Source organism: Nonomuraea sp. CA-141351, assembly GCF_050944675.1.
Classification (GTDB): Bacteria; Actinomycetota; Actinomycetes; order Streptosporangiales; family Streptosporangiaceae; genus Nonomuraea.
The window spans coordinates 8,441,547-8,466,912 of sequence record NZ_CP191982.1; the positions used below are offsets into that span (position 1 = coordinate 8,441,547).

Here is a 25,366-nt window from a genome sequence, read left to right on the forward strand (position 1 = left end):
GTGCCCGCGCGTAGTGCACACAGCCGGGGCGTGACGCGGCCGATGCGTGTGGGCGCCCATGGGGCAGCGGAACGCTAGGCGGGGGGTGCGGGGCGGGAGTGGTAGGCCTCGCGGAGGACCTGCGCCAGTTCGTCGGCCAGGTGGGGAGTGGCCGCCACGATGCCGCTCCAGCGCTTGGTGAGGTCGGTGTCCAGCCCGATGGCGCGGCCGAACACGTCTCTGACGGCCCCGCCCGCCGACTCCGCCAGCACCACCGAGGCGGCGATGTCCACCAGGCGGTGCGTGTCGGTGGCGGCGTCGGCGAAGGCGTCGGTCGCTCCCTGAGCCACGAGCGCCCCCTCCAGGCAACTCGTGGACAGGATCCGCACGCGGGCCGCCCGCCGCGCCACCTCCCACCAGGCCGCGGCCGCCCCCGGGTTGGCCGGGTGCGGCCGCAGCAGGGACACCGCCGCGCCCGTCAGCGTCGTACGGCCCGTCGTGCGCAGCCGGGACGGCACGCCCGACGCCGCCCACCAGCTCCTCCCCGTGTCCAGCCAGACGGTCAGCGCCTCGGTGAAGACGCCGTCCTCAGCCACTGCCGCGGAGAACGCGGACAGGGGCACTCCCGCGGCCGCGTTCGCGGAGCCGTCCACGGGGTCCATGACCAGGGTCAGCGCCGAGCCGTTGTCCACCCAGCCGGTCTCTTCGCTGAGCACGTTGATCGGGTGGCTGGACAGGGCGGCCAGGATCGCGTTCTCGACGAGTACGTCGATGCGCATCGTGGGGGTGCCGTCCGCGCCCTCCGCCACGACGGCGGCCAGGGCCGCGGGGTCGTGCTCGGCGGTCGCGGCGGTGTAGGCGTCGAGTGCGGCGGAGGCCGCGGCGGCAAGCGCCGGGTGCGCCTCCGCCGGCACCCCGGCGCTCCACCCCCGCCGGCCCGGCACCGGCGGCCTCGGGCCGGAGCCGTTCCCGTGCTCATCCGCGACCGGCATCGCGTTCTCCACTCCTCGCGGCGTCTCCGTCATCGTCCTACCCCCGCGGGCAGCGCGACGTCACCCGCCGTGACCGTCATCCGCACGGTCGGCCATCCCCGGTCCATCGTCACCGCCGCCAGGTCGCCGCGCTGCCCCTCGACCAGCTCGCCTCGATCGGACAACCCCGCGACCGACGCCGGGCCGGACGTGACCAGAGCCACCGCGAGCGGCAGCGTGACGCTCTCGCGGGAGGCCAGCAGCAGGGCGGCCGCCAGCGGCGCCGAGGGCATGTAGTCGCTGGACAGCCCGTCCACGAGGCCGGCCGCGACCAGCTCGGCCGCCGCCACGTTTCCCGAGTGGGAGCCGCCCCGCAGGACGTTGGGGGCGCCGGCCACCACCCGCAGCCCGCGCTCGCGAGCCGCCCGCGCGGCCTCCATGGTCGTGGGAAACTCGGCCACCGCCACCCTGTTGGCCAGCGCGACGTCGATCTCGTCCGCTGTCACCGGGTCGTGCGCGAGCAACCGCGCCCGCCCCAGCGCCGCCAGCTCCGACAGCCGTCCCAGCGCGATCTCCCGCTGCCCGATACGGGTGTCGCGCTCGGCCACCAGGGTCTCCACCCGCCGCTGCGCCTCCTCGGTGGAGATGCCCTCGGTGCCCTCCAGCCAGCGCCGGTAGACGGCCGAGTCCCGGTACTGTCCCTGCCCGGGCGTGTGGTCCTCGAAGGACACCAGCGGCGGTGGCGTGGGCGTATCGGACAGGCACGCGTCGAGACCCGCCAGGCCCTCGGGGTCTCGGGCGTCGAGCCGGTAGAGGATGCGGTGGTCCACCAGTGCGTGCCCGGAGGCGGCGCGCTCCTTGATCGCGGCGTCGAGCAGGTGCGCCCGCTCGACCGTGCGCCCCTTGCGGTAGTGCGACTCGAACGCCACCCCGTGGAACACGGTCGTGACGCCGGCCGCCCGCACCCGCCCCTCGAAGCTCGACACCCCGAACCCCACCTCGAACTCCGCCCCAGGCCGGGGCCGCAGCTCGGTCTCCAGCCCATCGCTGTGGGTGTCCACGATGCCGGGCAGCAGCAGGGCCCCCCGCATGTCCACCGCTTCCGAGGGGACCGCGCCGGGACGCGTGGGCCCGACGTGGGTGATCAGGCCCTCCTCCACGACGACGAGCGCGTCGTCGATGACGCGGTCGGGCAGTACGGCTCTGGCATGGGCGAACGCTCTCATCGAGCCACCTCCAGCTTCAGTTCTGCGGGCGGTCCTGAGGCGGCCACCCTGCCTTCTTCGAGCACCACCACGCGGGTGGCCAGCCGTTCGATGGCGTCGAGGTCGTGGAAGACGGACAGCACCGCCACTCCCGCGCCCGCCAGCTCGGCGATCATGGACAGCACGGCCTCCCTGTTGGCCGGGTCGAGAGCCGACACCGGCTCGTCGAGCAGCAGCAGCCTGGGAGGCGAGATGGTTCCGGCGGCGAGGTTCACGCGCTGCTTCTGGCCGCCGGACAGGACGGTCGTGTGCATGGCCCACAGCCGCTCATCGATGCCGAGCCGGCGCAGCGCCGCCGCCGCGGCGTCCCTGGCCGCGTCGAGGTCCAGGCCGCGGGCCGCGCCCGCACGGGCCACGACGTCCAGCACGGCCCTGCGCGGCTCGGCGCGCAGGAACTGCGACACGTAGCCCAGCTCCCTGCCCCGCAGGTCGGCGACCTGGGGGTCGGTCAGCGCGGCGAGGTCGACCGCCGTCCCCGACGAAGTGCGCAGGACGATCCGGCCGGCGGTGGGGACGTACGTGCGGTAGACACATCTGAGCAGCGACGACTTGCCGGCGCCGGACGAGCCCGCGAGCGCGACATGCTCGCCTTGGGCCACGTCGAGGTCCACGCCGCGCAGCGCGCCGACTGTGCGGCCGTCGATCGTGTGCAGGGTGAACGACTTGACCAGTCCCCTGATCTCCAGGACGTTCATCCGCGCGCCGCCGCGACCAGTCGCTGGCTGTAGGGGTGCTGCGGGTCCTCCAGCAGTTGGTCGGTCAGGCCGGTCTCCACGACGCGGCCGTGCTGCATCACCATCACCCTCCTGGTCAGCATCTCGATGACGCCGAAGTCGTGGGAGACGACCACGGCGGCGACGCCGAGCCGTTCCAGCAGGCCCCTGAGCAGGTCGAGCACGCCGGCCGCGACTGAGGCGTCCAGGCCCGTGGTCGGCTCGTCGAGCAGCAGCACGGGCGGACGGTTGGCCAGCGCCTTGGCGATCTGCACGCGCTGCCTCATGCCTCCGGAGAACGTGCGTACCGGATCGTCCATGCGGGCCAGCGGCACCTCCGTCAGCTCCAGCAGTTCGGCGGCCCGCTCGCGGATGCGGCCGAAGTGCCGCCCGCCCGCCGCGGTGAGCCGCTCGGCGATGTTGCCGCCCGCGCTGATGTCGAGGTCCAGCCCCGCGGCGGGGTCCTGGTAGACCACGGAGATCCGGTCGACGCGCAGCCGCCGCCGCGCGCTGTCGCCGAGCGCGAGCACGTCGGTTCGTCCGTCGTCGTAGCCGCGCAGGTAGGCGCGGCCCCGGCTGGGCCGCTCGTCGCCGGCCAGGCAGCGCATGACCGTCGACTTGCCCGACCCCGACTCGCCTACGATGCCGAGTGCCTCGCCGGGCTCCACCTCGAAGCCGACGTCCCACGCGGCCACCACCGCGCCGGTCGCGGGCGAGACCGAGGTGCCGTGCTCGGGTCCGGTGCCGGGCAGCGACCGCTGCCCCTGCTCGCCGTAGACCCTGCCGAGCCCGTCGACCTTCAACGCCCAGCTCATCTACCCTCCCTGTTACGCGTGCAGTGGTCCGTGTCGCTGCACACCCAGGCCACGGAGCCGTCTTGCGACGGCACCTCGACCAGATACGTCTCATCGGCGCCGCAGTGGCGGCAGGCCGCGCCCGGCGTGTGCTCGACCTCGAACGGAACGTCCTCGAAGACCAGCGGCTCCACCCGCGTGTGCGGCGGCACCGCATAGATCCGCTTCTCCCGCCCCGCCCCGAACAGCGTCAGGTGCTCGGCCCGGTCCAGCTTCGGCACGTCGAACCTCGGGATGGGCGTGGGCGAGATCAGGTACCTGCCGTCGACCATGCACGGGTAGCCGGCCGTCTTGGTGACGAGGCCGTTGCGCACGATGTCCTCGTACAAACCGACCCACATCCGGGAGTAGTCGGCCTCGGCGTGCATGCGGCGCTGCTCGCGCACGTCGGACTCGACGGCGCGCAGCGGCTCGGGCACCGGCACCTGGAGCACGAGGACCTGGTCGGCGCGGAGCGGCGTCTCGGGGATGCGGTGCCTCGACTGGATCAGGCTGGCCCGGCGGGTGTCGGTCTCCTCCTCGCAGCCGACGTGGCCGACGACGAGGCGGCGCAGGTTGGCGGCGTTCACGCCGCCGTCCTCGCCCTGGTCGATGACCTTGAGCCGGTCCGACGGGCCGACGAGCGCCAGCGTCACCTGCAGCCCGCCGGAGCCCCAGCCGCGGGCGACCGGCATCTCCCTCGAGCCGAACGGCACCTGGTAGCCGGGCACGGCCACCGCGGTGAGCGCGGCCCTGCGTACCTCGCGCTTGGACAACTCGTCGAAGATGCCCCGGTGGCCGCCGGCTCCGGCCAGCTCCGTTACCGTCCTCATCGGCCGGCCGCCTTCTCCATGGCGGCCCGTACCGCGCGCTTGCGGTCGAGCACCGATCTGAAGTCCACGTAGTGGGGCAGTTTGAGGTGCTCCAGGAAGCCGGAGGCCTCGATGCCGTCGAGGGTCAGCAGGACCTCCTGCTCCAGGCTCGTACGCCCGCCGTCCCGGTGGACCAGCAGGTCGAGCCCGGCCATGGCGATGGCCTTGCGCTCGTTGTGCCCGAAGCACATGCCGTAGCCGAGGTCCAGCCTGCTGCGGTCCTCCTCGGCGCGGTCGAGGTCGTCGATGGTCTCCACCTCGGTGACCCGCACCTCGGCCACCTTGACCGGGTTGCCGGTGAGCGGATGGCGGACCCGGACCGGGAGGGTCCCGTGGCGCACCTCGCCGGGGAACTCGTGGTTGTGCCGTCCCGGCTGGAACGTGCTGGCGTACCAGAGATGCACCAGGGCGCCGGTCTCGGCGCGCGCCATCGCCGTCAGCCGTGCCGACCTGGGCACTCCCGGACGGACGGGCAGCCTCGTGATGTCGTACGGCTCCGGATCGCCATCGGTGCGCCGGTCCACCAGCATGCCCATCGAGCGGAGCAGGCCGAGCAGGCGGGGCGGGCGGCGCGGATCGTGGCCGTCATGCCCGTTGTGGTGAACGGGCGGCTCCGGTACGGGCGCGGGCTCGTGGACGCGGGCCTTGGCCTGCTCCTCCGGCATGAGGTCGAGCAGCCGGCCCACGTAGTCGAGGGTGCGGCCGAGCAGCTGGCTGCCCGGCGGGTTTCGGAAGGCAGGCGAGATACGGCGCGAGACGCGCAGTTCGTCGGCGTGCACCGGCTCCGAGTACGCCACCCGGGGCAGCGTGGAGCGGTGTGCCCTGATGAGCTGCGCGGCCTCCTGCACTTCGCCCTCCGACTGGCGCAACGCCCTGGCCGCCAGCTCGGGGGCCCACAGGCCGCCCTCCCCCATGATGCGGTCCAAGGCCAGCCGCAGCCGTCCGGTGATCTGGTCGATGCCGAGCCAGGCGCTGGGGCCGCCGTACCGGTGGCGTTCGACGAGCCGCTCGGCGGCGAGGATGGCCTCGTGGCCGCCGCTGGCACCTGAGTACCCCATTCAGTCGTCTCCGTTCTCGATCTCGATGCGGGTGCTGCGAGGCAGCCCGGCGACGGTCCCGTCCCCGGCGACGAGGAAGGTGTCGATCCCGGCAGGGAAGCCGGCGTTGGCCTCGGCGAGGGCGGCGAACACCGCGCGCGGCAGGCCCGCGACCCGCAGACGCCGCGTCCCCGGCACCCCGGGCCCGCGCAGCGCGAGCCCGACCCCCTCCTCGCCCAGCGTGGTGACGGCGGCGATCAGGCGGGTGCCGTGCTCGGGATGCAGGGCGTCCCCGCGGCGCATGGCCGCGATCTCGGCGGCCGTCGGTGGGCGCAGCGCGACCACCATGCGGGCCGCCTCCGGCGGTGCGACCGGCGCCGAGGTCGCCAGGTGCAGGGCCCGCGCCCAGTGCTCGTCGCCCGAGTCGGTCAGCACAGCGGTGGGCACCTCGACGTCGGCCAACCCGGCCGCCACGGTCAGGGCGGGCGGGCCGTCGGCGCGTCCCACGGCGTCGAGCACTCCCGGGCGGGACAGCGCGTTCAGCAGCGCGCGGAAGTCCGCCTGCGCCTGCGCCGGCGTGGGAGTCATCGCCCGGACGTGAACGCCGATCCCGGCAGTGGAAACGGCCGTCATGTCAGCTCCTCGAAGGCCACCCGGGTGGCGGACACCTCGGCCCATTCGGCGGCGTCCTCGCCGGCCCGCCGCTCGGCGACGGCCACGCACAAGGCATGTACGTCCCGGGCGGCAGGCAGTTCGGCGGCCGCGGCGGCGTCGAGCAGGGCGGCAGCGAGCGCGGCCACGCGGTCGTCATCGCCGCGCATGCTCCATCCCGCGGTCCCGGCCACCTCGACGGTGCACGAGGTGACCAGCACTTCGCCCAGGTGGAAGCGCTCCTCGGCCACCGGCTCGCGCACGGTGAGCATCACCATCCCCACTTCGGGCGCGTGCAGGACGGTCGGCTCGCCGAGGGCGCCCGACTGGAGCAGGCGCTCGGCGAGGGGCAGTAGTTCGTCGGGAGTGGCGGCGGCGAGCAGCTCGGCGCGTTCCTCCCTGGTCATCACGTCGGTCAATGGTTTTCCTCTTCGATCTCGAAGGTGACATCGAGCACGTCGGGCCGCAGGTACGTGCGCGCGTACTCGACGTACGGGCCGCCGACGGCGCGGTTCACGCTCTCGGCCAGCCAGACGGGTCCCCGGCTGCCGCCCGTCAGGTGCTCGGCGATCGCCTGCGGGGGGACGTCCAGGCTGATGCGGTAGCGGGAGCGGACGACGGTGAGGCCGTAGCGGCGGCGCAGCACCTTGTGCAGGGAGACCTCGTCGCCGAGCTCCCTGTCCAGGTTCAGCAGGGAGCGCCGGGGCAGGACGCTGGTGGCGTACGCGGCGACCTCGCCGTTCACGCTGAACACCCGCTCGACCGCCCACACGGCTGCGCCGGCGGCCAGGCCGAGCCTGGCGCGTTCCTGCTCGACCGCTCGGCGGACGCCGCAGCTGATCAGCCGCGTGCCCGGCTCGGCGCCCGCCAGCCGCACGGTCTCGCTGAACGACGGCGGGAAGTGGGCGGAGATCACGTACTCCACACGCCCGCGCCTGAAGGTGCCGACACCCTGGACGCGGCGCACCAGCAGCCGCCGCTCCAGCTCCTGCAGGGCGGCGCGGGCCGCCGGCCTGCTGACCTGGAAGCGCTCGGCCAGCACGTGCTCGCTCGGCACCTGCGCCCCCACGGGAACGTGCGCCAGCTCCGCCTCCAGGATGTCGGCCATCTCCAGGTAGCGCTGCGTGCTTGTCATGACAAGCAGCCTCGGCGCGGTCTCTGACCGGCGGGTGAACGGACGGCGACGCCGCACGAGCGTGGAGGCCATCAACGCAGGACGGATCTGAGCCGGGCCGAGATCGCCTCCACGGCCAGGACCAGCACGAACACCGGCAGCACGATCGCCGTCACCACGGAGTGGTCGAGCGCCCTGATGTGCTGGCTCAGCGCGTACCCGAGCTCTCCCGCGCCGACGATGCCGAGGATGAAGAAGGCCCGCAGGTTCACGTCGAGCGCGTACAGGGTGGTCGCCACCAGCCGCGGCGTGAGCTGGCCGAGGACGGCCACGGTCAGCTCCTGCCCGGGCCCCGCGCCCGCGGACAGCACGGCCTCGCGCGGCCCCCGGCGCAGCTCCTCCGCGTCGTCGGCGACGAGCTTGGCGACCAGGGCGGCGCTGAAGACGGCCAGTGCCAGGGTGCCCGCGACCGGCCCCTCCATGAGCCCGAACGCCGCCACGAACACCAGCACGAGCAGCAGGTCGGGGATGGAGCGCAGGCCGACGCAGAGAGCGCGGGCGGCCAGGCGCACGCCGTTGTTGGGCGCGACGGCCCGCGCGGCGGCCAGGCCGAGCGGCACGCCCGCGAGCGCGCCGAGGAAGGTCGCGCCGAACGCGATGGCGGCCGTCTCCAGCAGCCCTTCGCCGAGCAGGCCGGCCACGGGCGCGAAGTCGGGCGGGAAGAACTCGCCGAGCGCCCGCACAGAGCCGCTCGCCGCGTCCGCCAGCGCGGCCGGGCTCGCGCCGACGCGCCAGAACGCCACGGCGGCCAGCACCAGGGCGCCCCATCCGGCCAGGTGCGCGGCGAGCCGGGAACGTGTCCACGGCACGCGCGTCCCCTTGACCGGCGGGATCGAGCCGGCGCGTCCGGCGCCCAGGAGCTGGCCGCGCAGCGTCACGGACACCGCCTCGACGAGCAGCACGACGGCCACCGTGACCAGGGCGATCCCGGTGGCCTCCGGATAGTCGGTGAACCCGAACGCGGTCTTCAGGTCGAGCCCGATGCCGCCCGCGCCGACGGCGCCGAGCAGCACGGAGCCGCGGAAGTTGATGTCGAGCCGGTACAGGATGGCCGCGATCCAGGCGGGCGCCACCTGCGGCAGCACCCCGGCCAGCAGCCGCTGGGCGGGCCCCGCGCCGGTGCCCGCCACGGCCTCGCGCACGCCCGCGTCGGCGTTCTCGATCGCCTCGGCGAACAGTTTGCCCAGCATGCCCACTGAGTGCAGGCCCAGCGCCAGAACGCCGGGCAGGGGGCCGATGCCGATCGCGGCCACGAAGAACACGGCGAACACGACGTCGGGGATCGCCCGGCAGGCGACGATCACGCCGAGCGCGGCCGATCTGACCGCCTTGCCGCGCGAGGCGGCCAGCACGCCGAGCACGGCGGCCAGCAGCGTGGCCAGCGCCGTGCCCGCGACTGCCATCCAGAACGTGTCGAGCGCGTGCGCGAGCGTCGTGGCGGGATCCGAAAGCGTGGGCGGCCAGGCCCGCGCGAGCAGCGCCGAGACCTCCCCTGCCCCGGCGATCAGCCCTCCGACACCGACGCCGAGCCGGTCGAGCGCGGCGATCCCGAGCGCCGCGAACACGATCGGGAACCCCCACGCCGCCGCCCGCCGCCCGGTCATGGGCGCCTTCGGCCGGGCACCGCCGCCTCTGGGCCCGCCTCTGGGCGGCGCCTCGACCTGGCGGGTGGTCATGGGACCGTCACGGGGTCCGACACGTACAGCGTGCGCAGCCCGCCCGCGTCGAGCAGGTCGGTCGGCTCGTCCAACCGGATCTCGCCCCGCCGCAGCCCCACCACGCGGCGGGTCCACTGCAGCGCCAGCTCCATCTGGTGCAGCGTGCACACCATGGTCAGCCCGTCCTCCCGGCACACCCGCACGAGCAGGTCCATCACCGAGGCCGCCGTCTCCGGGTCCAGCGAGGCCACCGGTTCGTCGGCCAGCACCAGCTCCGGCCGCTGGAGCAGGGCCCGCGCGATGGCCACGCGCTGCTGCTGGCCGCCCGACAGGCTCCCCGCCCGCTGGTAGGCCCGATCCGCCAGCCCCACGCGGTCCAGCTGCTCGAAGGCCTCGGCGCGTACGGCCCTCGGCCAGGTGACGATGCCGTACCGGGGGCCGCGCACGCGGCCGAGGGCGCCGCTGAGGACGTTCTCCATCACGGTCAGCCGCCCGACCAGGTTGAACTGCTGGAACACCACGCCGATGCGGCCGCGCAGCGCCCGCAGCGACGGGCCCTTGGCGGACACCACGTCCACCCCGAGCACCCTGACCTCGCCCGAGTCCGGCCTGGTCAGGCCGTTCAGGTGGCGCAGCAGCGTGGACTTGCCCGACCCGGAGGGGCCCAGCAGGGCGACGATCTCGCCCCGGCGCACGGTCAGGTCAATGCCGGCGCAGGCGAGCACAGCGTCGAACGATTTGACCAGGCCACGCGTCTCGACGACCGGCTCGTCCGTCATGCTTTCGAGCACTTCTCGTTATGGGTGGCTGCGCACACCTGGCGTACGGGGTCGAAGGTGGCGTCGGTCACGGGCTGGAAGCCCCAGATGGACGAGTCGGCCGTCACCCGGCACGAGTCGGCGTCCTTGCAGACGCCGAGCTGCACCATCCGGTCCTTGGTGGCGTCCTTGGTGAAGGTCTGGGTCAGCTTGGCCTTCACGTCGGCGGGCAGCGCGTCGCGCATGGCGACGGGCGACATGGGGATCGGCGCCGACTTCCACACCACCTTGACCTGGCCGGCCTGGAGCTTGCCCTTGTCGATGAGGATGTGGTCGACCATGGCGTTCTCGGCGAACCCGGCGTCGCACTTGCCGGAGGCGACCGACAGGACGGAGTTGTCGTGGCCGCCCGCCATGACGGGGTCGACGCCCGTCTTCGGGTCGATGCCCGAGCTCATCAGGCCCTGGCTGGGGAAGAGGTAGCCCGAGGTCGAACCGGGGTCGACGAAGCAGACCTTGGCGCCCTTGAAGCCGTTGATGTCGGTGATCTTGCTGGTGGCGGGGACGATGCCGTAGCTCTGGTAGGTGGGCTTGCCACCCTTCTCGACCATGGAGGCGATGGGGGTGATCTTGGCGCCGTTGCTCTTGGCGAGCACGTACGACAGCGGCCCGAACTCGGCGAGGTCGATCTTGCCCGACACCATGCCCTCGATGACCGCGTTGTAGTCGGTCGATCGGACGAACTCCACCTTCTTGCCGGTGTTCTTCTCGATCAGCGCGATGATGTCCTTGTACTCGGCCGTGGGGTCGATGTTCTGCTCGGCCGGCACGGCGGCGAACCGGAGCACGTCGCCGCCGGTGCTGCCGTTGGCGGAGGAGCAACCCGCGGCGAGGACGCCGAGCACGGCCAGGGCGGTCATGGAACGTTTCACAGTGAGGTCTCCGAGCGTGTGATGAGCCAGGTCCGGCTCGCCACGCTGCTCGCCCCCGATGATGCCCAGGTCAGGCGCGCCTGACAGTGCACGAACCGAGCGGTTAACGTAGAGCGAACCCACCCGCCTGTCGCCGCGCGGGCGGTGCACATACATCGCGCGGCCATCCGCCGGCCACTTTGCCGAGGTCATCATGTCGAAACATCAGCGCATAAAAGGACATGTCATGCTTTCTCGGGATGAACTCTTCGACCTCTTCGAGGGGCTGGCCGGCCTCCCGTACGGCGGCGAGGCCGTCGACCAGCGCACCCACGCCCTCCAGGCCGCCGCGCACGCCGTGGCCGCCGGAGCGGACGACGAGCTCGTACTGGCGGCCGCCTTCCACGACGTGGGCCGCGCCCGCCCGGTCGCCGAGCGGCACCGCGGGATGCCGCACGAGCAGGCGGGCGCCGCGTACGCCCGCGACCACCTGACCGCCCGCTCGGCCTGGGCGATCGAGCAGCACGTGGCCGCCAAGCGGTACCTGGTCGCGGTGGACCCGGCCTACCACGGCACGCTGAGCCCGGCGTCGGTGCGCTCGCTGCGCGCCCAGGGCGGGCCGATGTCGCAGGAGGAGGTGGCGGCGTTCACGTCACACGAGTGGTCGGCCGACGCGATCTCACTCCGCCTGTGGGACGACCTCGCCAAGGACCCAGAGGGACCGGTGCTGCCCATGGACGACCTGATCGCCACGTACGAACGGATCATGGGCGGTTAGGAGGAGCGGGGGCGCCAGTCGCCGCGGTCGAGGTCGAGGTTCTCCGGGGCGTGCAGCCTGACCATGGTCCTGGCGACCCCGGGTGGCACCCGGTGCGGCGTCAGGAACGACACCGACACCATCACCGCGAACGCGATCGGCACCGTCCACGCCGCCGGCTGCGCGAGCAGAGCCCCGGCGGGCCCCTCGTGCGGACCGGCGGTGATCGTGACGAGCACCGCCGCGGACGCCAGCCCCCCGCCCACGAACAGCCCGGCCAGCGCCCCCGTGGTCGAGAGGCGGCGCCACCAGATGCCCAGCACGAGCAGCGGGCAGAACGACGAGGCCGCCACCGCGAACGCCAGCCCCACCACGTCCGCCACCGGCAGCTCCCGCGCCCACAGCGCCAGGGCCAGCGGCACCACCACCGCCATCAGCGTGGCGATCCTGAAGGAGCGCACCCCGCCCTTGAGCAGGTCCTGCGCGATCACGCCCGCCACGGACACGGTCAGCCCCGACGAGGTGGACAGGAACGCGGCGAACGCCCCCGCCGTGACCAGCGCCGTCAGCACCTCGCCCAGGGTGCCGCCGACCATCCGCGCGGGCAGTGTCAGCACGACCGTGTCCGTGCGCACCAGATCGGGTGCGTAGAGCCGGCCGAGCCAGCCGTAGACGGCGGGCAGCAGGTAGAAGGCGCCGAGCAGGGACAGCACGACCAGCGTCGTACGGCGCGCGGCCCGCCCGTCCGGGTTGGTGTAGAACCGCACCAGCACGTGCGGCAGCCCCATGGTGCCCAGGAACGTGGCCAGGATCAGCGAGTACGTCGAGTACAGCCCGTACTCCTTGCCGCCCGACAGCGGCACCTGCCAGGTGGCGGCGTCCTGCGCGCTCACCGCGGGCGCCCCGCCGGCCTTCCACGCCATCATCAGGAACACCAGGGGCAGGGCCAGCGCCGTCAGCTTGAGCCAGTACTGGAACGCCTGGACGAACGTGATCGACCGCATGCCGCCGGACAGCACGTTCACCGCCACGACGACCGCGACCAGCAGCCCGCCGACCCACACGGGCGCGCCGGTGATCGTACGCAGCACCAGGCCCGCGCTCTGGAACTGCGGCATCAGGTAGAGCCAGCCGATCAACACGACGAGCACGCTCGCGGTGCGGCGCACGGTCATCGACTCGAGCCTGGCCTCGGCGAAGTCCGGCAGCGTGTACGCCCCCGAGCGCCGCAGCGGCGCCGACACCAGCACCAGCAGCACGAGGTACCCGCCGGTCCAGCCGACGGGCAGCCAGAGCATGTCCACGCCGAACGACAGGATGAGCCCGGCGATGCCCAGGAACGAGGCCGCCGACAGGTACTCGCCACCGATGGCCGAGGCGTTCCAGAGGGGGCTGACCGTGCGGGAGGCGACGTAGAAGTCGGAGGTGGTACGGGAGAACCTGATCCCGAACGCCCCGATGAGCACGGCCGCCACCATCACGACCAGAACTGCGGTCAGGCTCATGCGATCGGCTCCGCCGCGCCGCGTCTGGTCATTCGCCGGCTCATCGGCGCTCGACCAGCTCGGCAAAGTGGCGTTCGTTGCGCTCGGCCTGGCGCACGTACAGCCAGGCGCCGATGACGAACGCGGGGTAGATGAGCCCGCCGAGCACCGCCCACGGGAGCGGGACGCCGAGCAGGTGCACCGAGCGCAACTGGGGGATGAGCAGGAACAGCAGCGGCAGCCCGCCGACCACGCAGCCCAGCACCGTGCACACGAACAGCGCCAGCCTGAACTGGGTACGCAGGAACGAGCGCATGTAGACCTCGCCGAGCCGGGTCTGCTCGTCGATCTCCCGGGTGGCCGGGTAGCGGGGGCGGCGCGCGGCGGCCGTGCGCGGGCTCATCACGGCCACCCTGCGCGGCGTCTCCCGCCGCGAGGCGTCGGTCTTGGGAAGGGGTACCCGGCGTCCGGGACGCGGCTCCGGGCTCATCATGGCGCTGACCTCGCCTTCCTGGCCCGGCGGACCAGCAGGTCCCTTAACTCGCGCGTGTGGCGGCGGCTGACCGGGAGCTCCGTGTCACCGACCCGCACCGTGCACTTGCCCGAGTCGATGTGGAGCTCCTCGATGTGCTTGAGCGCCACCAGATGGCTCCGGTGCACGCGTACGAACCCGGCCGAGGCCCACCGCTCCTCCAGGGTGGCCAGCGGGATCCGTACCAGATGGCTGCCCGCCGCCGTGTGCAGCCGCGCGTAGTCCCCTTGCGCCTCCACGTAGATCACGTCGGCGCTGGACACGAACCGCGTCACCCCGCCCAGCTCGACCGGGATCGTGTCCGTCTCCCCGCCCTCCACGGGCACGTCGGCGGAGACCGCCACCCGCCTGATCGCCTCCGCCAGCCGCTCCGGGCGTACGGGCTTGAGCAGGTAGTCCTCGGCCTTGATCTCGAACGCGTCCACGGCGTGCTCCTCGTACGCCGTCACGAACACCACCCGCGGCGGGTTCGCGAACTGCGACAGCAGCCGCCCGAGCACCACCCCGTCGAGCCCGCGCATGCGGATGTCGAGGAACACCGCGTCGATCGGCCGGCCCTCGGCGATGGCGCGGTCGAGCAGCCGCAACGCCGCCGCGCCGTCCCTGGCGGTGGCCACCTCGCCGATGCGGGGATCGGCACGCAGCAGGTACGACAGGTCTTCGAGGGCAGGCAGTTCGTCGTCGACCGCGAGGACCCGTAGTTGCGTCATAGACAGTGATAAAACCGACAACAAAGATCGAGGTCAACGGGCAGAGACGCCTGGGTGATATTTCGGCAACCTGACGTTGACCTTGGTGCCCGCTCCCGTTGCGGTCTCGACGACGAGGCCGTACTCGTCGCCGTACACCTGGCGCAGCCGCTCGTCCACGTTCGCCAGCCCGACACCGCCGGTGGCGGGGATGTCACCTGCGAGGATGCGGCGCAGCCTGTCGGGGTCCATGCCGAGCCCGTCGTCCTCGACGCTGATGCGGCACTCGGCCCCGGCGTCCTCGGCGATGATCGTGATGCGGCCGACGCCGTTGCGGCTCTCCAGGCCGTGCCTGACGGCGTTCTCGACCAGCGGCTGCAGGCACAGGAACGGCACCGCGACCGGCAGCACCTCGGGCGCGATGCGCAGCGTCACCTGAAGCTGGTCGCCGAACCTGGCCCGCTCCAGGATCAGGTAGCGGTCGATCGAGCGCAGCTCCTCGGCCAGCGTGGTGAACTCGCCGTGCCTGCGGAAGGAGTAGCGGGTGAAGTCGGCGAACTCCAGCAGCAGTTCCCTGGCCCGCTCCGGGTCGGTGCGGACGAAGGAGGCGATCGTGGTGAGCGAGTTGTAGATGAAGTGCGGCGAGATCTGCGCGCGCAGCGCCCGTACCTCGGCCTCCATGAGCAGCGTACGCGAGCGGTCCAGCTCGGCGAGCTCCAGCTGGGAGTCCACCCATCCGGCCACCTCCTGCGCGGCCCTGACCAGCCCCGCCGAGGCGGTCTGCCCGTAGGCGGCCAGGGCGCCGACCACCCGGTCGTCGGTGGTGAGCGGCACGACCACGGCGTGGTGGATCGGGCATTCGAGCAGCTCGCAGTCGATGGTCAGCACCTGGGTGCGGCCGTCTTTCAAGGTGGCCACCGCGTGCTCGAACGCCTGGTCGGCATGGTGGTCGCCGGCGCCGTCGTACACGAGCAGGCGCTCGCCGTCGGTGATGGCGAGCGCGGCGCAGCCAAGCAGCGCGCGCAGGTGCCGCGAGGCGCGCTCGGCGCCGTCGGCGGTCAGCCCCGCCCGCAGCGGCGGCCCGGCCAGCGAGGCGGTGTGCAGGGTCTCGAACGTGGCCCGCTCCGCCGGGCTCGTGCCCAGCTCGCGGCGGCCCCGCATGACCCGCCAGAGCACGATCGCGGGCACGCCGACGAGCACCGCGACCACGGCGACGCCCACCACGTACTCCACGCGGGGGAGCCTAGCTCAGAGGCCCTCCTCCGTCGGTCCTCTGAGCAAGCTCACGTGTCCATTGGTTCGCTCCGCTCACAGTGCCTTGGCTATCAGATCGGCGTACGACTCGGCCTCCTCGGCGGAGTCGTACTTGGTCCGGGGCCAGAAGAAGCCGCGCAGCCCGTCCTTCTGGTTGCGCGGCACGATGTGCACGTGCAGGTGCGGCACGCTCTGGCTGACGCGGTTGTTCATGGCCACGAACGTGCCCGCGACCTGCAGCCCCTCCTCCACCGCCTTGGCCACGGCCTGCACCCGTTCGAAGAACGGGCCCACGTCGGTCAGATCGGCGAGCGTCTCCACGTGGACCCTGGGCACCACCAGCACGTGCCCCTTGAAGACCGGCCGGGCGTCCAGGAACGAGACCGCCACCTCGTCGGAGTGGACCATGGTCGCCGGTCGCTCACCCGCGATGATCTCGCAGAACAGGTCAGTGCTCACTTCCTGACCCTATCCGCGAAGGCCGTCCAACTCGTCACGTTGGGCGCCGACCACTCGGAGGGGGCGTGCAGGAACCGCTCGCCCACCCGCTCGCGCAGCCGTTCGGGCACCTCGGCCACCTTGGCGCCCCTGCAGTGGTAGACCAGCCCGCCCCCGCGCTGCCCCATCGCCATCCACGGCAGCCACGGCGACACCCGGCACCACGAGAACACGCAGGGCACGTCCGGCACGCCGGAGTCCAGGTCCTTGGCGGAGGCGAAGAACTGGAACAGCTCCAGCGCCCGGTAGGTGTCGCTCGCCGAGTTCTCGGGATGGTCGGCGACCTTCAGGGGCGAGGGGTAGGCCAGCCGGATGTCCACGTTGTAGACCACCTGGTCGCCCAGGCGGGTCGTGGGCACCGGGTAGGCGCCGAGCCGCTGGTTGACCGGGTCGTTGAAGACGTGCAGCACCTCGACCGCCCGCTCCGTGAACGGGTTGTCCCAGGAGTCGAGCACCTCCCTGGTCCTCGGGTCGAGGTAGAGGGCGGCCTCCCTCGTCAGCAGCTGCCACCCGCCGTCGGCCTCGACCGCCCTGGCCACGTTGAGCCCCTCGAACCCGAACAGGTGGTGCGGCCCGCCGTCGTCCTGCCAGCCGTACACGTCGCCGGTCCAATAGGAGATCGTCTCCGCGCCGTCGGAGGACGCGCGCACCCGGATGAAATCCATGATCCCCACAGTATCCGGTTGCTTCGCGACACAGTGTTGCTATCTTTAGCGACATGGCGTTGCTAAGTAACGGGACCCGGCAGCAGAGCTGGCTCCCTCTGTTCGTGCTGGGCGTCGGCATGTCGATGATCATCATCGACGCGACCATCGTGAACGTGGCCGTCCCCGCGATCATGGGCGACCTCGGGTTGTCGGCCACAGACGTCGAATGGGTGAACTCGATCTACTCGCTGGCGTTCGCCGCCCTGCTCATCCCGCTCGGCCGCACCGGTGACGTGCGCGGCAGGCGCGGGATGTTCGCGATCGGGCTGGTGGTGTTCCTGGCCGCCAGCCTGCTGGCGGCCGCGGCGGGCAGCGGCGCGATGCTGATCGGCGCGCGGGTGGTCCAGGGGATCGGCGCCTCCATGGTGGTGCCGATGACGCTCGCGATCATCAACTCCCTCTACACGGGCGCACGCAGGACCGTCGCGTTCGCCGTCTGGGGGTCGATCATCGGCGGCATGGCCGCGCTGGGCCCGCTGCTCGGCGGCTGGCTGGTGACCGACCACGGGTGGCGCTGGGCGTTCTGGGTGAACCTGCCGATCGGCCTGCTGGTCCTGCTCGGCACGGTGCGGGTGCCCGAGTCGAAGGACCCGCACGTGGGCGGCTCGGACGTCCCTGGCGTGCTGCTGTCGGTGATCGGCACGTCGTCGCTGGTGTTCGGGCTGATCGAGGGCCAGCGGTACGGCTGGTCCGGCCCGATCCTGGCGGCCTTCCTGGTGGCCGTGCTCGCGCTCACCGCGTTCGTGCTGGTGGAGCGGGCCAGGGCGCGGGCCGGCCGCCCGGTGATCCTGGACCTCTCCCTGCTCGCCATCCCCTCCTTCCGGTACGGCGGGGTGGCCGCGATGATCATCACGCTCGGCGAGTTCGGCATGATCCTGGTGCTGCCCCTGTTCCTGCAGTCGGCCATGGGGTTCACCGCGTTCCGGACCGGGCTGATCGTTGCCTCGCTGGCAGGTGGCACGTTCCTGGCGGGCGGCGTCGTGCCGAAGCTGCCGCTGGCGCCGCAGGTCATCGTCCGGCTGGGGCTCGGGCTGGAGGCGGTCGCCGCCGTCGCGATCGGCCTGGCCGTCTCACCCTCGCTCGGCCCGTGGACACTGGTGCCCTGGCTCGTCGTGTACGGGGTCGGCGTCGGGTTCGCCTCGGCCCAGCTCCCGAACGTCATGCTGGCCGACGTACCCGCCCGGCAGTCGGGAGCGGCCTCCGGGCTCCAGAGCACGATCCGCCAGTTCGGCGCGGCCATCGGCATCGCGGTGCTCGGCGCTGTCCTGGTGACCGGGCTGGACCACGCCATGGCCCGCCACCTGCCCGCTTCGCAAGATCTGCGACGCGCCGTACGCGACAGCGGCGGGGCGGCCGTCGCGGCGATCAGGGACCCCGCACAGCACGCCGCGGCGGTGGCCGCCTCAGCCGAGGCCACCCGCCGGGTCACGGTCGTCGCGGGGATCGTGCTGTTCGGCGGCGTCGGGGCGACGCTGCTGCTGCCCGATACTGGGGGGAGGCGACGCGAGGAGGAGTGAGTGCCCAGGATCAGCGCGGCCACGGTGGCCGACCACCGGGCCAGCCAGCACGCGGCCCTGCTGACGGCCGCCATGGAGATCCTGGTCGCCGAAGGGCCGGCAGGGCTCACGCCGGCGGCCGTCGGAGCCCGCGTGGGGCTGGCCCGCTCCAGCGTCTACCGCTACTTCTCTTCGACCGCCGGCATCCTGGCCCAGCTCGTCGAGGACGCGATCCCGCGCTGGGCCACCCGGCTGGAGGACGCCTCCTCCCAAGCCGACGGGCTGCGGGAGCGGGTGCGGGCCTTCGGGGCGGTGACGCTGTCGTTCGTCACGCACCCCGACTACGCGCTGCTGCGCGCGCTGTCATCCGTCGAGCTGCCCCAGGAGTGCCGGGACCGGCTCGACCAGCTCCACGAGACGTTGATCGGCCCGCTCAGCGCCATCCTGTCGGACGCCGGGTGCCCGCATCCGGAGCTGGTGGCTCACCTGGGGTGGAGCATCCTGGGCGAGGGGCAACGCCAGCTCGCCGGGGGCGCGGACCCCACGGTGGTCACGGAGACCACTCTGACGGTCCTGTGCCGCGCCGTACTCGCTTGATCCCGAGGTAGCCGCGCCCAGGTTGCCTGATCCACCGATGGGCCGGCCGGTGGGGCGACGTCGCCGTGTCCCCGGAGAACCTCGACAGCGGCGACTGGCGCCCCGCTCGTCCTGAGACCGGGCGCTCACTTCACGGTGACGGCGAAGACGGCCTCGCCCGACTGCTGCCGGCTCTCCTCGTTGGGCGGCGTCGTGGCCTGGCCGCACCGCCAGCAGTCGCGCAGCCTGATCTCGATCGTGCCCGGGCGTTTGCTGTTGAACACGAAGTACGTCGTGCCGCCGGCCCCGACCCCGTCACCCGTGCGCTTGTGCTCCTCGCTGATGAACGAGGCCACCTTCGGGTCCGGGACCGCGACCAGGTCCCAGTTGTCGCCCACCGACGGGTTGTCGGCGACGGCCAGCGAGAAGCGCTGCCCGGAGCGGAGCTCGACGCGTACGTTCGAACCCTTGGCACCCTTGACCACGGTGCCGAGGTCGCTCACCGCTGAGCCCCCGCCGCACCCCGCCACCAGCAGGGCCAGCATGGCGGCGGCGGCCGTTCGACGAATCATTCCGGCAGGCTATCGGCCCGCACCGGCGCGCCCCTACCTGGACCTGCGACGGCGGTCCCGCATCATGCTGCCGACGGCAACCGCGACGGCGGCGCCCCCGGCGGCCATGAGCAGAACGGACCGCTTGCCCGCCACCTCCGATGCCTTCCCCTTGACAGACCCGGCCATGCCCGCCGCTCTTTCCCTGGCGGCGCCTGCCGCGTGGCTCGCGCGGGACTTCACGTCGGCCTTGGCGGCCAGCGCGCTGACGGTCTCACCCAGCTCCCGCCGGGTTTCCTCGATGTCCTTGCGCACGTCTTCCTCGTGGCGCGTCCATCGTCCCGTGGCCGCCGACTGGTGGCGCACCCCATGGAGCGGGGACGCCGGGTCATGCTGCGTCCCGCGTGGTGTGGGCACCGTCTCTTCCTCGGCCCGCTGGTTCTCGGCGGCCTCGGCCCGCTCGTCGCGGACCGGGGGCTCGGGGATGAACGTCTCGTGCGCCGCACGCTCCTCCGCCGCGTGCTGGGCGTTCTCCGCCGCACCCGGCCTGGTCGGAGGCACGTTGACGGACTCACGCTCCGTCGGCGTGCCGACGGTCGCCCTGCGGGCGCCGACTTCGCCTGCGTGTTGCTCGCTGTATCCGGGGTCGATCTCGCTCATCGTCGTGCCCTCTCCTTGACCATGTCGATGTCGGCCTTGACGCTTGCGAGGGTCTCCGACGGGACGGGCGGGCCGACTCGTTGCACCTGGCTCTTGCCGGTCAGGCCGAGCAGAGCGGCGATGACGAACAGCGCTCCCGCCACGATGGCGGCGGCCGCCCAGCCGGGCAGCACCAGGGCGAGGGCCAGGATGACGGCGGTCACGAGCGCGGCACCGCCGAAGAACGCGGACATGCCCGCCGCGCCGAACAGGCCCGCGCCGAACCCCGCGCGCTTGCCCTTTGCCGCCAGCTCCATTCTGGCCAGGCGCAACTCGTCCCTCACGAGCCTGGAGACCTGCTCGGAGAGGTCATTGACCAGCTTGTGGGTGTCGTTCACGACGTTCGCCTCCTCCGTGAGGAAGGCGACTACCCAGACAAACGGCCTTCTATCGCTTGGCGACCTTGAGCAGGAACCCCAGGGCGGACAGCACGGGGTCCTTCTGCACCTCGCACCAGTTGTCCGGCTGCTTCGGCTTACTCCACGGGGACGGGAGCTCGCAGGAAGGAGCCTGCGGCTTGGGCCGCTCGCACCACGATCCGGGAGGGTTCATACCAATATCTTACCGAGCCCTGCCACAGATGAGATGGGTCAGCGCGGCAACTTTCCGGTAGGGATCGGTCCTGCCCGCCCGCTCCTCCGCCGCGAGCAGGTCCTCGAGGTCGTCGGGGACGGGCTCGTCGTCGGGAACGGTGTCACAGAACACGCGCACGCCGTACCACTCGTGTACCTCCAGCCCGTGTACGGCCAGGCGCCGCATGAGCTCGCCCAGTCGGTCGGCCCTGGCGGGGACGCCGAGCCTGTTGACGTAGTGGGTGCTCTCGAACGCCCGCAGCGCCTCCGTCCATCCGCCCATGAGCCCGGGCCGCATGGCGAGGGCGTCGCCGTTGCGCACGAGGAGCGAGAGGATGCCTCCGGGGGCGAGGAGACGGGCGAGATCGGCGAGGAGCGGGCCGGGGTCGTCGAAGTACATCAGCACGCCGTGGCAGAGGACGACGTCGAAGCTGCCCGGCTCGAACAGCTCCCCCAGCCGCTCGGCCTCGGCCTGGACCGTACGGACGGCCATGCCCGGCTGGATCCCGGACTCCAGGAGGCGGAGGAGGTCGCGGGAGGCGTCGAGCGCGATGACGTGATGGCCCCTGGCGGCCATCCTGAGCGCCTGCGTGCCCTGGCCTGAGCCCACGTCGAGGACGTGGCAGGGGGCCTTGGGGAGGTGCCCGGCGAGCTGGCGGGTGACGAGATCCTGCCTGACGACGTCACGCAGTGTCCCCAGCCGCGCGCGCCAGCTGTCCTCAGCCCCCGAAAACCTCATGCCAGGATCCTAGACGGACCTGACCTTCCGCCCGGCGGCACGGGGCACGCGGACCTGATCTTCCGCTCGCAGCGGTAATCTGCCGGGGTGCTGGTACACGGGGTCTGGTCGGCTGAGGGGCTCGCCTTCTGGGCGGAGAGCCCCGACACCACGCCCTCGGCGGCCCAGGAACGGCCCGCGCAGGCCGGCGCCGCACCCTCCCGGCGGCGGCAGACACAGGCCGGCGTGCCCCATCCGTTCGCCGCCTCCGCGGCCGGCGTCGCCACGGCGCTGGGCCTCGACGAGCCGCCGTCACGGACGCTGGAGCTGCTCCTGCCCGGCTCGGCCAAGGAGCCGCTGCCCTCGCCGGAGACCGGGCGGCTGGCCGAGGTGGCGCGCCCGCGGCTGCGCCTCTGGCAGGTTCCCGCCGTCGTGCCGCCGGCCTCGCAGGCGCTGCACGTGCTGACCGAGCACACCGGCACCGCGACCATGCGCCACTGGACCGCCGTCGCCGGCTTCGCCCGCGACCTGGTACGCCGGGGCCGCGTCATCCCGCAGCTCGTCCCCGGCGCGGGCGCCCCCAAGTCCGGGTCCGAGCGCGAGCCCGGCGATTCCATGGCCATGTGGGCGGTCCCGCGGGCCGACGCGCGGGCCGTGTGGCGGCCCGTGGTGACCGGGGCCGATGCCGGATATTTCCGGGAGCTGGCGCTGGCCATGCCGCCCGCGTGCCGCACCTCCCGCATCGAGCGGCCGTCCGCGGAGGTCCTCCGCGAGGCCCTCGAAGCGTTCACCGACACGCTCGTCCGGCAGACGCTCGCCGAGCCTCTGGTCATCAAGCCCCGGACGCTCCACGAGCGCTGGCTGGCCGCTCTGACCGGCGACGCGCCGGAGTGCCCCGATGTCCCGGACCTTCGCCGAGAGCTGGAGAGGTGGCGCGACTCGGTCATATCAGCCGAGGGCGCGACAAGGGTGTGCTTCCGCCTGCTGGAGCCCGCCGACACCGACGACTGGCGGGTCGAGCTGGCGTTGCAGGCCGCCGACGACCCCAGCCTGTACGTCACCGCCGCCCACGTCTGGAGCGGCGAGAAGGTGACCGGGCTGCCGGGCAGGCCCGAGCGGGAGCTGCTCGCCGGGCTGGGCCGGGCGGTCAGGCTCTATCCCGAGCTGGACCACGCCCTGCGCGGGCCCAGGCCGAGTGAGCTGGCGCTGGACACGGCGGGCGCGTTCGGGTTCCTGAGGCAGGCTGCGCCCCTGCTGCAGGCGGCCGGGTTCGGGGTGCAGCTGCCGCGCTGGGCCGGGCGTACGAAGCTGGGGCTGAAGCTGACCACCAGGACCAAGACGCAGACGGCGGCCGCCGGCCAGGGGTTCGGGATGCGGGAGCTGGTCGACTTCCGCGTCGATCTGGCAGTGGGCGGCGAGACGATCAGTGAGGCGGAGCTGGCCGAGCTGGCCCGGCTGAAGGTGCCGCTGGTCAGGGTGCGCGGCCAGTGGGTGGAGCTGGACGACCGGCAGCTCAAGGCCGCGCTCAGGGCCGTGGAGGGCGCCCGCACGGGTGAGGCGACCGCCGCCGACATGCTCCGCCACATCGTCCAGGAGGACGACGAGCTCCCCCTGCTGGAGATCGACGCCGACGGCGTGCTCGGCGACCTGCTGTCCGGACAGGCCGAGCGGCGGCTCGTGCCCATCGCGACCCCGGCCGGGCTCGACGCCACGCTCAGGCCCTACCAGGAGCGTGGCCTGGCGTGGCTGAGCTTCCTGTCCGAGCTGGGCCTGGGCGGGGTGCTGGCCGACGACATGGGGCTGGGCAAGACGGTCACCACGCTGGCCCTGCTCGTCCACGAGCGGGCCGGCGCCCCCACGCTCCTCGTCTGCCCGATGTCCCTCGTCGGCAACTGGCAGCGGGAGGCCGCCAGATTCGCCCCCGGTCTACGCGTCTATGTGCACCACGGCAGCGGGCGCGACGCCGCCCTGATCCCGCACGCCGATCTGGTGATCACCACGTACGGCACCGCCCACCGCGACCTGGAGTCGCTCAAACAGCACGAGTGGCGCAGGGTCGTGTGCGACGAGGCCCAGGCGATCAAGAACAGCGGCACGCTGCAGGCCCAGGCCGTACGGTCCATCCCCACCGGCACGAGGCTCGCCCTGACGGGCACCCCGGTCGAGAACCACCTGGCCGAGCTCTGGTCGATCATGGAATTCGCGAACCCGGGGCTGCTGGGACCGCGTTCGCGGTTCAGGACCCGATTCCAGGAGCCGATCGAGGCCCGTCAGGACGAGCAGGCCGCTCAGGCGCTCAGGCGGGCGACCGGCCCGTTCATCCTCCGGCGCGTCAAAACCGACAAATCGATTATCTCTGATTTGCCGGAGAAGCTGGAGGTCAAGGAGTGGTGCTCGCTCACCACCGAGCAGGCCACGCTCTACCAGGCGGTCGTGGACGACATGCTGGCCAGGATCGAGAGCAGCGAGGGCATCGAGCGGCGCGGGCTGGTGCTGGCGGCCATGGCCAAGCTCAAGCAGGTCTGCAACCACCCGGCCCACCTGCTCAAGGACGGCTCCCGCCTGTCGGGCAGATCCGGCAAGCTCACTCGCTTGGAGCAATTGTCCGAAGAAATCCTGGCGGAGGGCGAGAAAGCTCTGCTTTTCACGCAATATGCCGAGTTCGGGAGCATGCTCCAGCCGTACCTCGCCCAGCGGCTCGACACCACCGTCCTCTGGCTGCACGGCGGCCTGCCCAAGAAGACCCGCGACCGCCTGGTCGACCGGTTCCAGCACGACGAGGAGCCGATGTTGTTCGTGCTGTCGCTGAAGGCGGCCGGGGTCGGGCTCAACCTGACGGCCGCCAACCACGTCATCCACGTGGACCGCTGGTGGAACCCGGCTGTCGAGGACCAGGCCACCGACCGGGCTTTCCGCATCGGGCAGCGCAAGAACGTGCAGGTACGCAAGCTCATCTGCGCGGGCACCCTCGAAGAGCGGGTCGACCAGATGATCGAGCGCAAGAAGGCCCTGGCCGAGAGGGTGGTCGGCACCGGGGAGGACTGGCTGACGGACCTGTCGACCGACGAGCTGCGCGAGGTGTTCAGGCTCACGGCGGAAGGGGTGAGCTGAGGATGCCACGCGGTAGGCAGGGGTACGACGGGGGCTGGTTCGACGGCGCCGAGCCGATCAAGGTCGAGGGCGGCATCAAGGCCCGCACCCAGCGGGGCACCATCGGCTCCACCTGGTGGTCCAGGCGCTTCATCGACATCCTCGAGCGCATCTGCGACAAGGGCCGCCTCACGCGCGGCCGCGCCTACGCCCGCCAGGGCCAGGTCCTGTCGATCGACCTGTCTCCCGGGGAGGTCAGGGCGGCCGTCCAGGGCTCGCGGCGCAAGCCGTACGAGGTCGTGATCAGGATCGAGGCGTACGGCGAGCAGCGCTGGGCCGCCATCGAGGAGTCGATCGCCGAGCAGGCCGTCTATCGGGCCAAGCTGCTGGCGGGAGAGATGCCGACGGAGATCGAGGAGCTGTTCGCCGCGCTGGGGATCGACCTGTTCCCCCGCGACCTCGACATGGACTGCTCGTGCCCCGACTGGGGCTTCCCGTGCAAGCACCTGTCAGCGGTGCTCTACCTGCTGGCCGAGTCGTTCGACGACGACCCGTTCCTGGTGCTGGCCTGGCGCGGGCGCACCCGTGAGCAGCTGCTCGGCTCGCTGGCGGAGGACGTGCCCAGGCTGGAGGTGGAGGACGTGCCGTTCGCCGACCGGCTGGCCGACTTCTACGCCCCTGGCGCCACGGCGCACCGGCCCGAACGCCGCCCCGCGGCGGCCGCCCCCGACCTGCTCCTGCGCGTCTTCCCGCCACCCGCCGACCTGACCAGAACGCTCACCCCGGCCTACCGGGCACTCGCCGACTGATCCCAAGCGCCTGGGGCGGGGGCGTCGCATCGCGGGCGCGCGTCCCGTGGGCAGCGGGTGCGCGGCATCACGATCGAGCTGTGCGTTATGACGGAACTCGACGGCGCCGAAC

28 protein-coding genes are annotated in these 25,366 nt (G+C 72.4%); 5 read left to right on the plus strand and 23 right to left on the minus strand.

The window, feature by feature from the left end:
* Nucleotides 1–74: 74 nt before the first annotated feature.
* From ACQPWU_RS39760 to ACQPWU_RS39815, 12 genes are all read right to left on the minus strand, one after another.
* The gene (locus ACQPWU_RS39760; protein ID WP_433430830.1) at nt 75–971 is read right to left on the minus strand and encodes an inositol monophosphatase family protein; all 897 of its coding nucleotides are present in this window, start codon (nt 969–971) and stop codon (nt 75–77) included.
* A gap of 29 nt (nt 972–1,000) precedes the next feature.
* Complete coding sequence (locus tag ACQPWU_RS39765; RefSeq protein WP_433430831.1) at nt 1,001–2,176, minus strand: alpha-D-ribose 1-methylphosphonate 5-triphosphate diphosphatase; 1,176 nt, start codon at nt 2,174–2,176, stop codon at nt 1,001–1,003.
* On the minus strand, nt 2,173–2,910 hold the full coding sequence (locus ACQPWU_RS39770) for an ATP-binding cassette domain-containing protein (protein WP_433430832.1): 738 nt from the start codon (nt 2,908–2,910) through the stop codon (nt 2,173–2,175). Before ACQPWU_RS39770 ends, ACQPWU_RS39765 begins: the two co-directional genes overlap by 4 nt.
* The gene (locus ACQPWU_RS39775) at nt 2,907–3,743 is read right to left on the minus strand and encodes an ATP-binding cassette domain-containing protein (protein ID WP_360697324.1); all 837 of its coding nucleotides are present in this window, start codon (nt 3,741–3,743) and stop codon (nt 2,907–2,909) included. Before ACQPWU_RS39775 ends, ACQPWU_RS39770 begins: the two co-directional genes overlap by 4 nt.
* Nucleotides 3,740–4,594, minus strand: a complete 855-nt coding sequence (locus ACQPWU_RS39780) for an alpha-D-ribose 1-methylphosphonate 5-phosphate C-P-lyase PhnJ (protein WP_433430833.1) — start codon at nt 4,592–4,594, stop codon at nt 3,740–3,742. The genes ACQPWU_RS39775 and ACQPWU_RS39780 overlap by 4 nt, the downstream gene beginning before the upstream one ends.
* The gene (locus ACQPWU_RS39785; RefSeq protein ID WP_433430834.1) at nt 4,591–5,691 is read right to left on the minus strand and encodes a carbon-phosphorus lyase complex subunit PhnI; all 1,101 of its coding nucleotides are present in this window, start codon (nt 5,689–5,691) and stop codon (nt 4,591–4,593) included. The genes ACQPWU_RS39780 and ACQPWU_RS39785 overlap by 4 nt, the downstream gene beginning before the upstream one ends.
* A complete protein-coding gene (phnH, locus tag ACQPWU_RS39790) occupies nt 5,692–6,303 on the minus strand; it encodes a phosphonate C-P lyase system protein PhnH (RefSeq protein ID WP_433430835.1) in 612 nt (203 codons plus the stop codon).
* Nucleotides 6,300–6,731, minus strand: coding sequence for a phosphonate C-P lyase system protein PhnG (gene phnG, locus ACQPWU_RS39795; protein ID WP_433445404.1), 432 nt, complete (start codon nt 6,729–6,731; stop codon nt 6,300–6,302). The genes phnH and phnG overlap by 4 nt, the downstream gene beginning before the upstream one ends.
* Nucleotides 6,732–6,736: 5 nt before the next feature.
* A complete protein-coding gene (locus ACQPWU_RS39800; RefSeq protein WP_433430836.1) occupies nt 6,737–7,456 on the minus strand; it encodes a GntR family transcriptional regulator in 720 nt (239 codons plus the stop codon).
* Nucleotides 7,457–7,527: 71 nt separating this feature from the next.
* Entirely contained in the window at nt 7,528–9,171 is a 1,644-nt protein-coding gene (locus ACQPWU_RS39805) for a PhnE/PtxC family ABC transporter permease (protein ID WP_433430837.1), read from the minus strand.
* A complete protein-coding gene (phnC, locus tag ACQPWU_RS39810) occupies nt 9,168–9,932 on the minus strand; it encodes a phosphonate ABC transporter ATP-binding protein (protein WP_433430838.1) in 765 nt (254 codons plus the stop codon). The genes ACQPWU_RS39805 and phnC overlap by 4 nt, the downstream gene beginning before the upstream one ends.
* On the minus strand, nt 9,929–10,843 hold the full coding sequence (locus ACQPWU_RS39815; protein ID WP_433430839.1) for a phosphate/phosphite/phosphonate ABC transporter substrate-binding protein: 915 nt from the start codon (nt 10,841–10,843) through the stop codon (nt 9,929–9,931). The genes phnC and ACQPWU_RS39815 overlap by 4 nt, the downstream gene beginning before the upstream one ends.
* Before the next feature lie 226 nt (nt 10,844–11,069).
* On the opposite strand from ACQPWU_RS39815, the gene ACQPWU_RS39820 reads away from it, so the two are divergent.
* Nucleotides 11,070–11,600 (plus strand): HD domain-containing protein, encoded by a 531-nt coding sequence (locus tag ACQPWU_RS39820; RefSeq protein WP_433430840.1) that lies wholly within the window; start codon nt 11,070–11,072, stop codon nt 11,598–11,600.
* On the opposite strand, the gene ACQPWU_RS39825 is transcribed toward ACQPWU_RS39820, so the two are convergent.
* The 6 genes from ACQPWU_RS39825 to ACQPWU_RS39850 form a co-directional block, all read right to left on the minus strand.
* On the minus strand, nt 11,597–13,084 hold the full coding sequence (locus ACQPWU_RS39825) for a cation acetate symporter (RefSeq protein ID WP_433430841.1): 1,488 nt from the start codon (nt 13,082–13,084) through the stop codon (nt 11,597–11,599). The genes ACQPWU_RS39820 and ACQPWU_RS39825 overlap by 4 nt on opposite strands.
* Before the next feature lie 40 nt (nt 13,085–13,124).
* Nucleotides 13,125–13,556 (minus strand): hypothetical protein, encoded by a 432-nt coding sequence (locus ACQPWU_RS39830; protein WP_433430842.1) that lies wholly within the window; start codon nt 13,554–13,556, stop codon nt 13,125–13,127.
* Nucleotides 13,553–14,305, minus strand: a complete 753-nt coding sequence (locus ACQPWU_RS39835; protein WP_433430843.1) for a LytR/AlgR family response regulator transcription factor — start codon at nt 14,303–14,305, stop codon at nt 13,553–13,555. Before ACQPWU_RS39835 ends, ACQPWU_RS39830 begins: the two co-directional genes overlap by 4 nt.
* 33 nt (nt 14,306–14,338) lie before the next feature.
* Nucleotides 14,339–15,517, minus strand: coding sequence for a sensor histidine kinase (locus ACQPWU_RS39840; RefSeq protein ID WP_433430844.1), 1,179 nt, complete (start codon nt 15,515–15,517; stop codon nt 14,339–14,341).
* 75 nt (nt 15,518–15,592) lie between these two features.
* The gene (locus ACQPWU_RS39845; protein WP_433430845.1) at nt 15,593–15,997 is read right to left on the minus strand and encodes an HIT family protein; all 405 of its coding nucleotides are present in this window, start codon (nt 15,995–15,997) and stop codon (nt 15,593–15,595) included.
* Nucleotides 15,994–16,701: a DUF1838 family protein gene (locus ACQPWU_RS39850; protein ID WP_433430846.1), complete on the minus strand. Its 708-nt coding sequence runs from the start codon at nt 16,699–16,701 to the stop codon at nt 15,994–15,996. The genes ACQPWU_RS39845 and ACQPWU_RS39850 overlap by 4 nt, the downstream gene beginning before the upstream one ends.
* Nucleotides 16,702–16,754: 53 nt before the next feature.
* Here ACQPWU_RS39850 and ACQPWU_RS39855 point away from each other — a divergent pair, with 53 nt between their 5' ends.
* Both ACQPWU_RS39855 and ACQPWU_RS39860 read left to right on the plus strand, forming a co-directional pair.
* Complete coding sequence (locus ACQPWU_RS39855; protein ID WP_433430847.1) at nt 16,755–18,260, plus strand: MFS transporter; 1,506 nt, start codon at nt 16,755–16,757, stop codon at nt 18,258–18,260.
* A complete protein-coding gene (locus tag ACQPWU_RS39860) occupies nt 18,261–18,836 on the plus strand; it encodes a TetR/AcrR family transcriptional regulator (protein ID WP_433430848.1) in 576 nt (191 codons plus the stop codon).
* A 125-nt stretch (nt 18,837–18,961) separates the two neighbouring features.
* Here ACQPWU_RS39860 and ACQPWU_RS39865 read toward each other — a convergent pair whose 3' ends face one another.
* Genes ACQPWU_RS39865 through ACQPWU_RS39885 form a run of 5 tightly spaced genes read right to left on the minus strand, consistent with a single transcriptional unit; the run spans nt 18,962 to nt 21,376 of the window.
* On the minus strand, nt 18,962–19,387 hold the full coding sequence (locus ACQPWU_RS39865) for a protease inhibitor I42 family protein (protein ID WP_433430849.1): 426 nt from the start codon (nt 19,385–19,387) through the stop codon (nt 18,962–18,964).
* Nucleotides 19,388–19,420: 33 nt separating this feature from the next.
* Entirely contained in the window at nt 19,421–20,026 is a 606-nt protein-coding gene (locus ACQPWU_RS39870; protein ID WP_433430850.1) for a DUF3618 domain-containing protein, read from the minus strand.
* A complete protein-coding gene (locus ACQPWU_RS39875; protein ID WP_433430851.1) occupies nt 20,023–20,403 on the minus strand; it encodes a phage holin family protein in 381 nt (126 codons plus the stop codon). Before ACQPWU_RS39875 ends, ACQPWU_RS39870 begins: the two co-directional genes overlap by 4 nt.
* A 49-nt stretch (nt 20,404–20,452) precedes the next feature.
* Nucleotides 20,453–20,617: a hypothetical protein gene (locus ACQPWU_RS39880; protein WP_355194952.1), complete on the minus strand. Its 165-nt coding sequence runs from the start codon at nt 20,615–20,617 to the stop codon at nt 20,453–20,455.
* Between the two features lie 9 nt (nt 20,618–20,626).
* Nucleotides 20,627–21,376, minus strand: a complete 750-nt coding sequence (locus ACQPWU_RS39885; RefSeq protein ID WP_433430852.1) for a methyltransferase domain-containing protein — start codon at nt 21,374–21,376, stop codon at nt 20,627–20,629.
* 87 nt (nt 21,377–21,463) lie between these two features.
* Between ACQPWU_RS39885 and ACQPWU_RS39890 the strand changes: the two genes are divergently transcribed.
* On the plus strand, nt 21,464–24,466 hold the full coding sequence (locus ACQPWU_RS39890) for a DEAD/DEAH box helicase (RefSeq protein WP_433430853.1): 3,003 nt from the start codon (nt 21,464–21,466) through the stop codon (nt 24,464–24,466).
* A 2-nt stretch (nt 24,467–24,468) separates the two neighbouring features.
* Nucleotides 24,469–25,254, plus strand: coding sequence for an SWIM zinc finger family protein (locus ACQPWU_RS39895; RefSeq protein WP_433430854.1), 786 nt, complete (start codon nt 24,469–24,471; stop codon nt 25,252–25,254).
* The last annotated feature ends 112 nt before the right edge of the window (nt 25,255–25,366 follow it).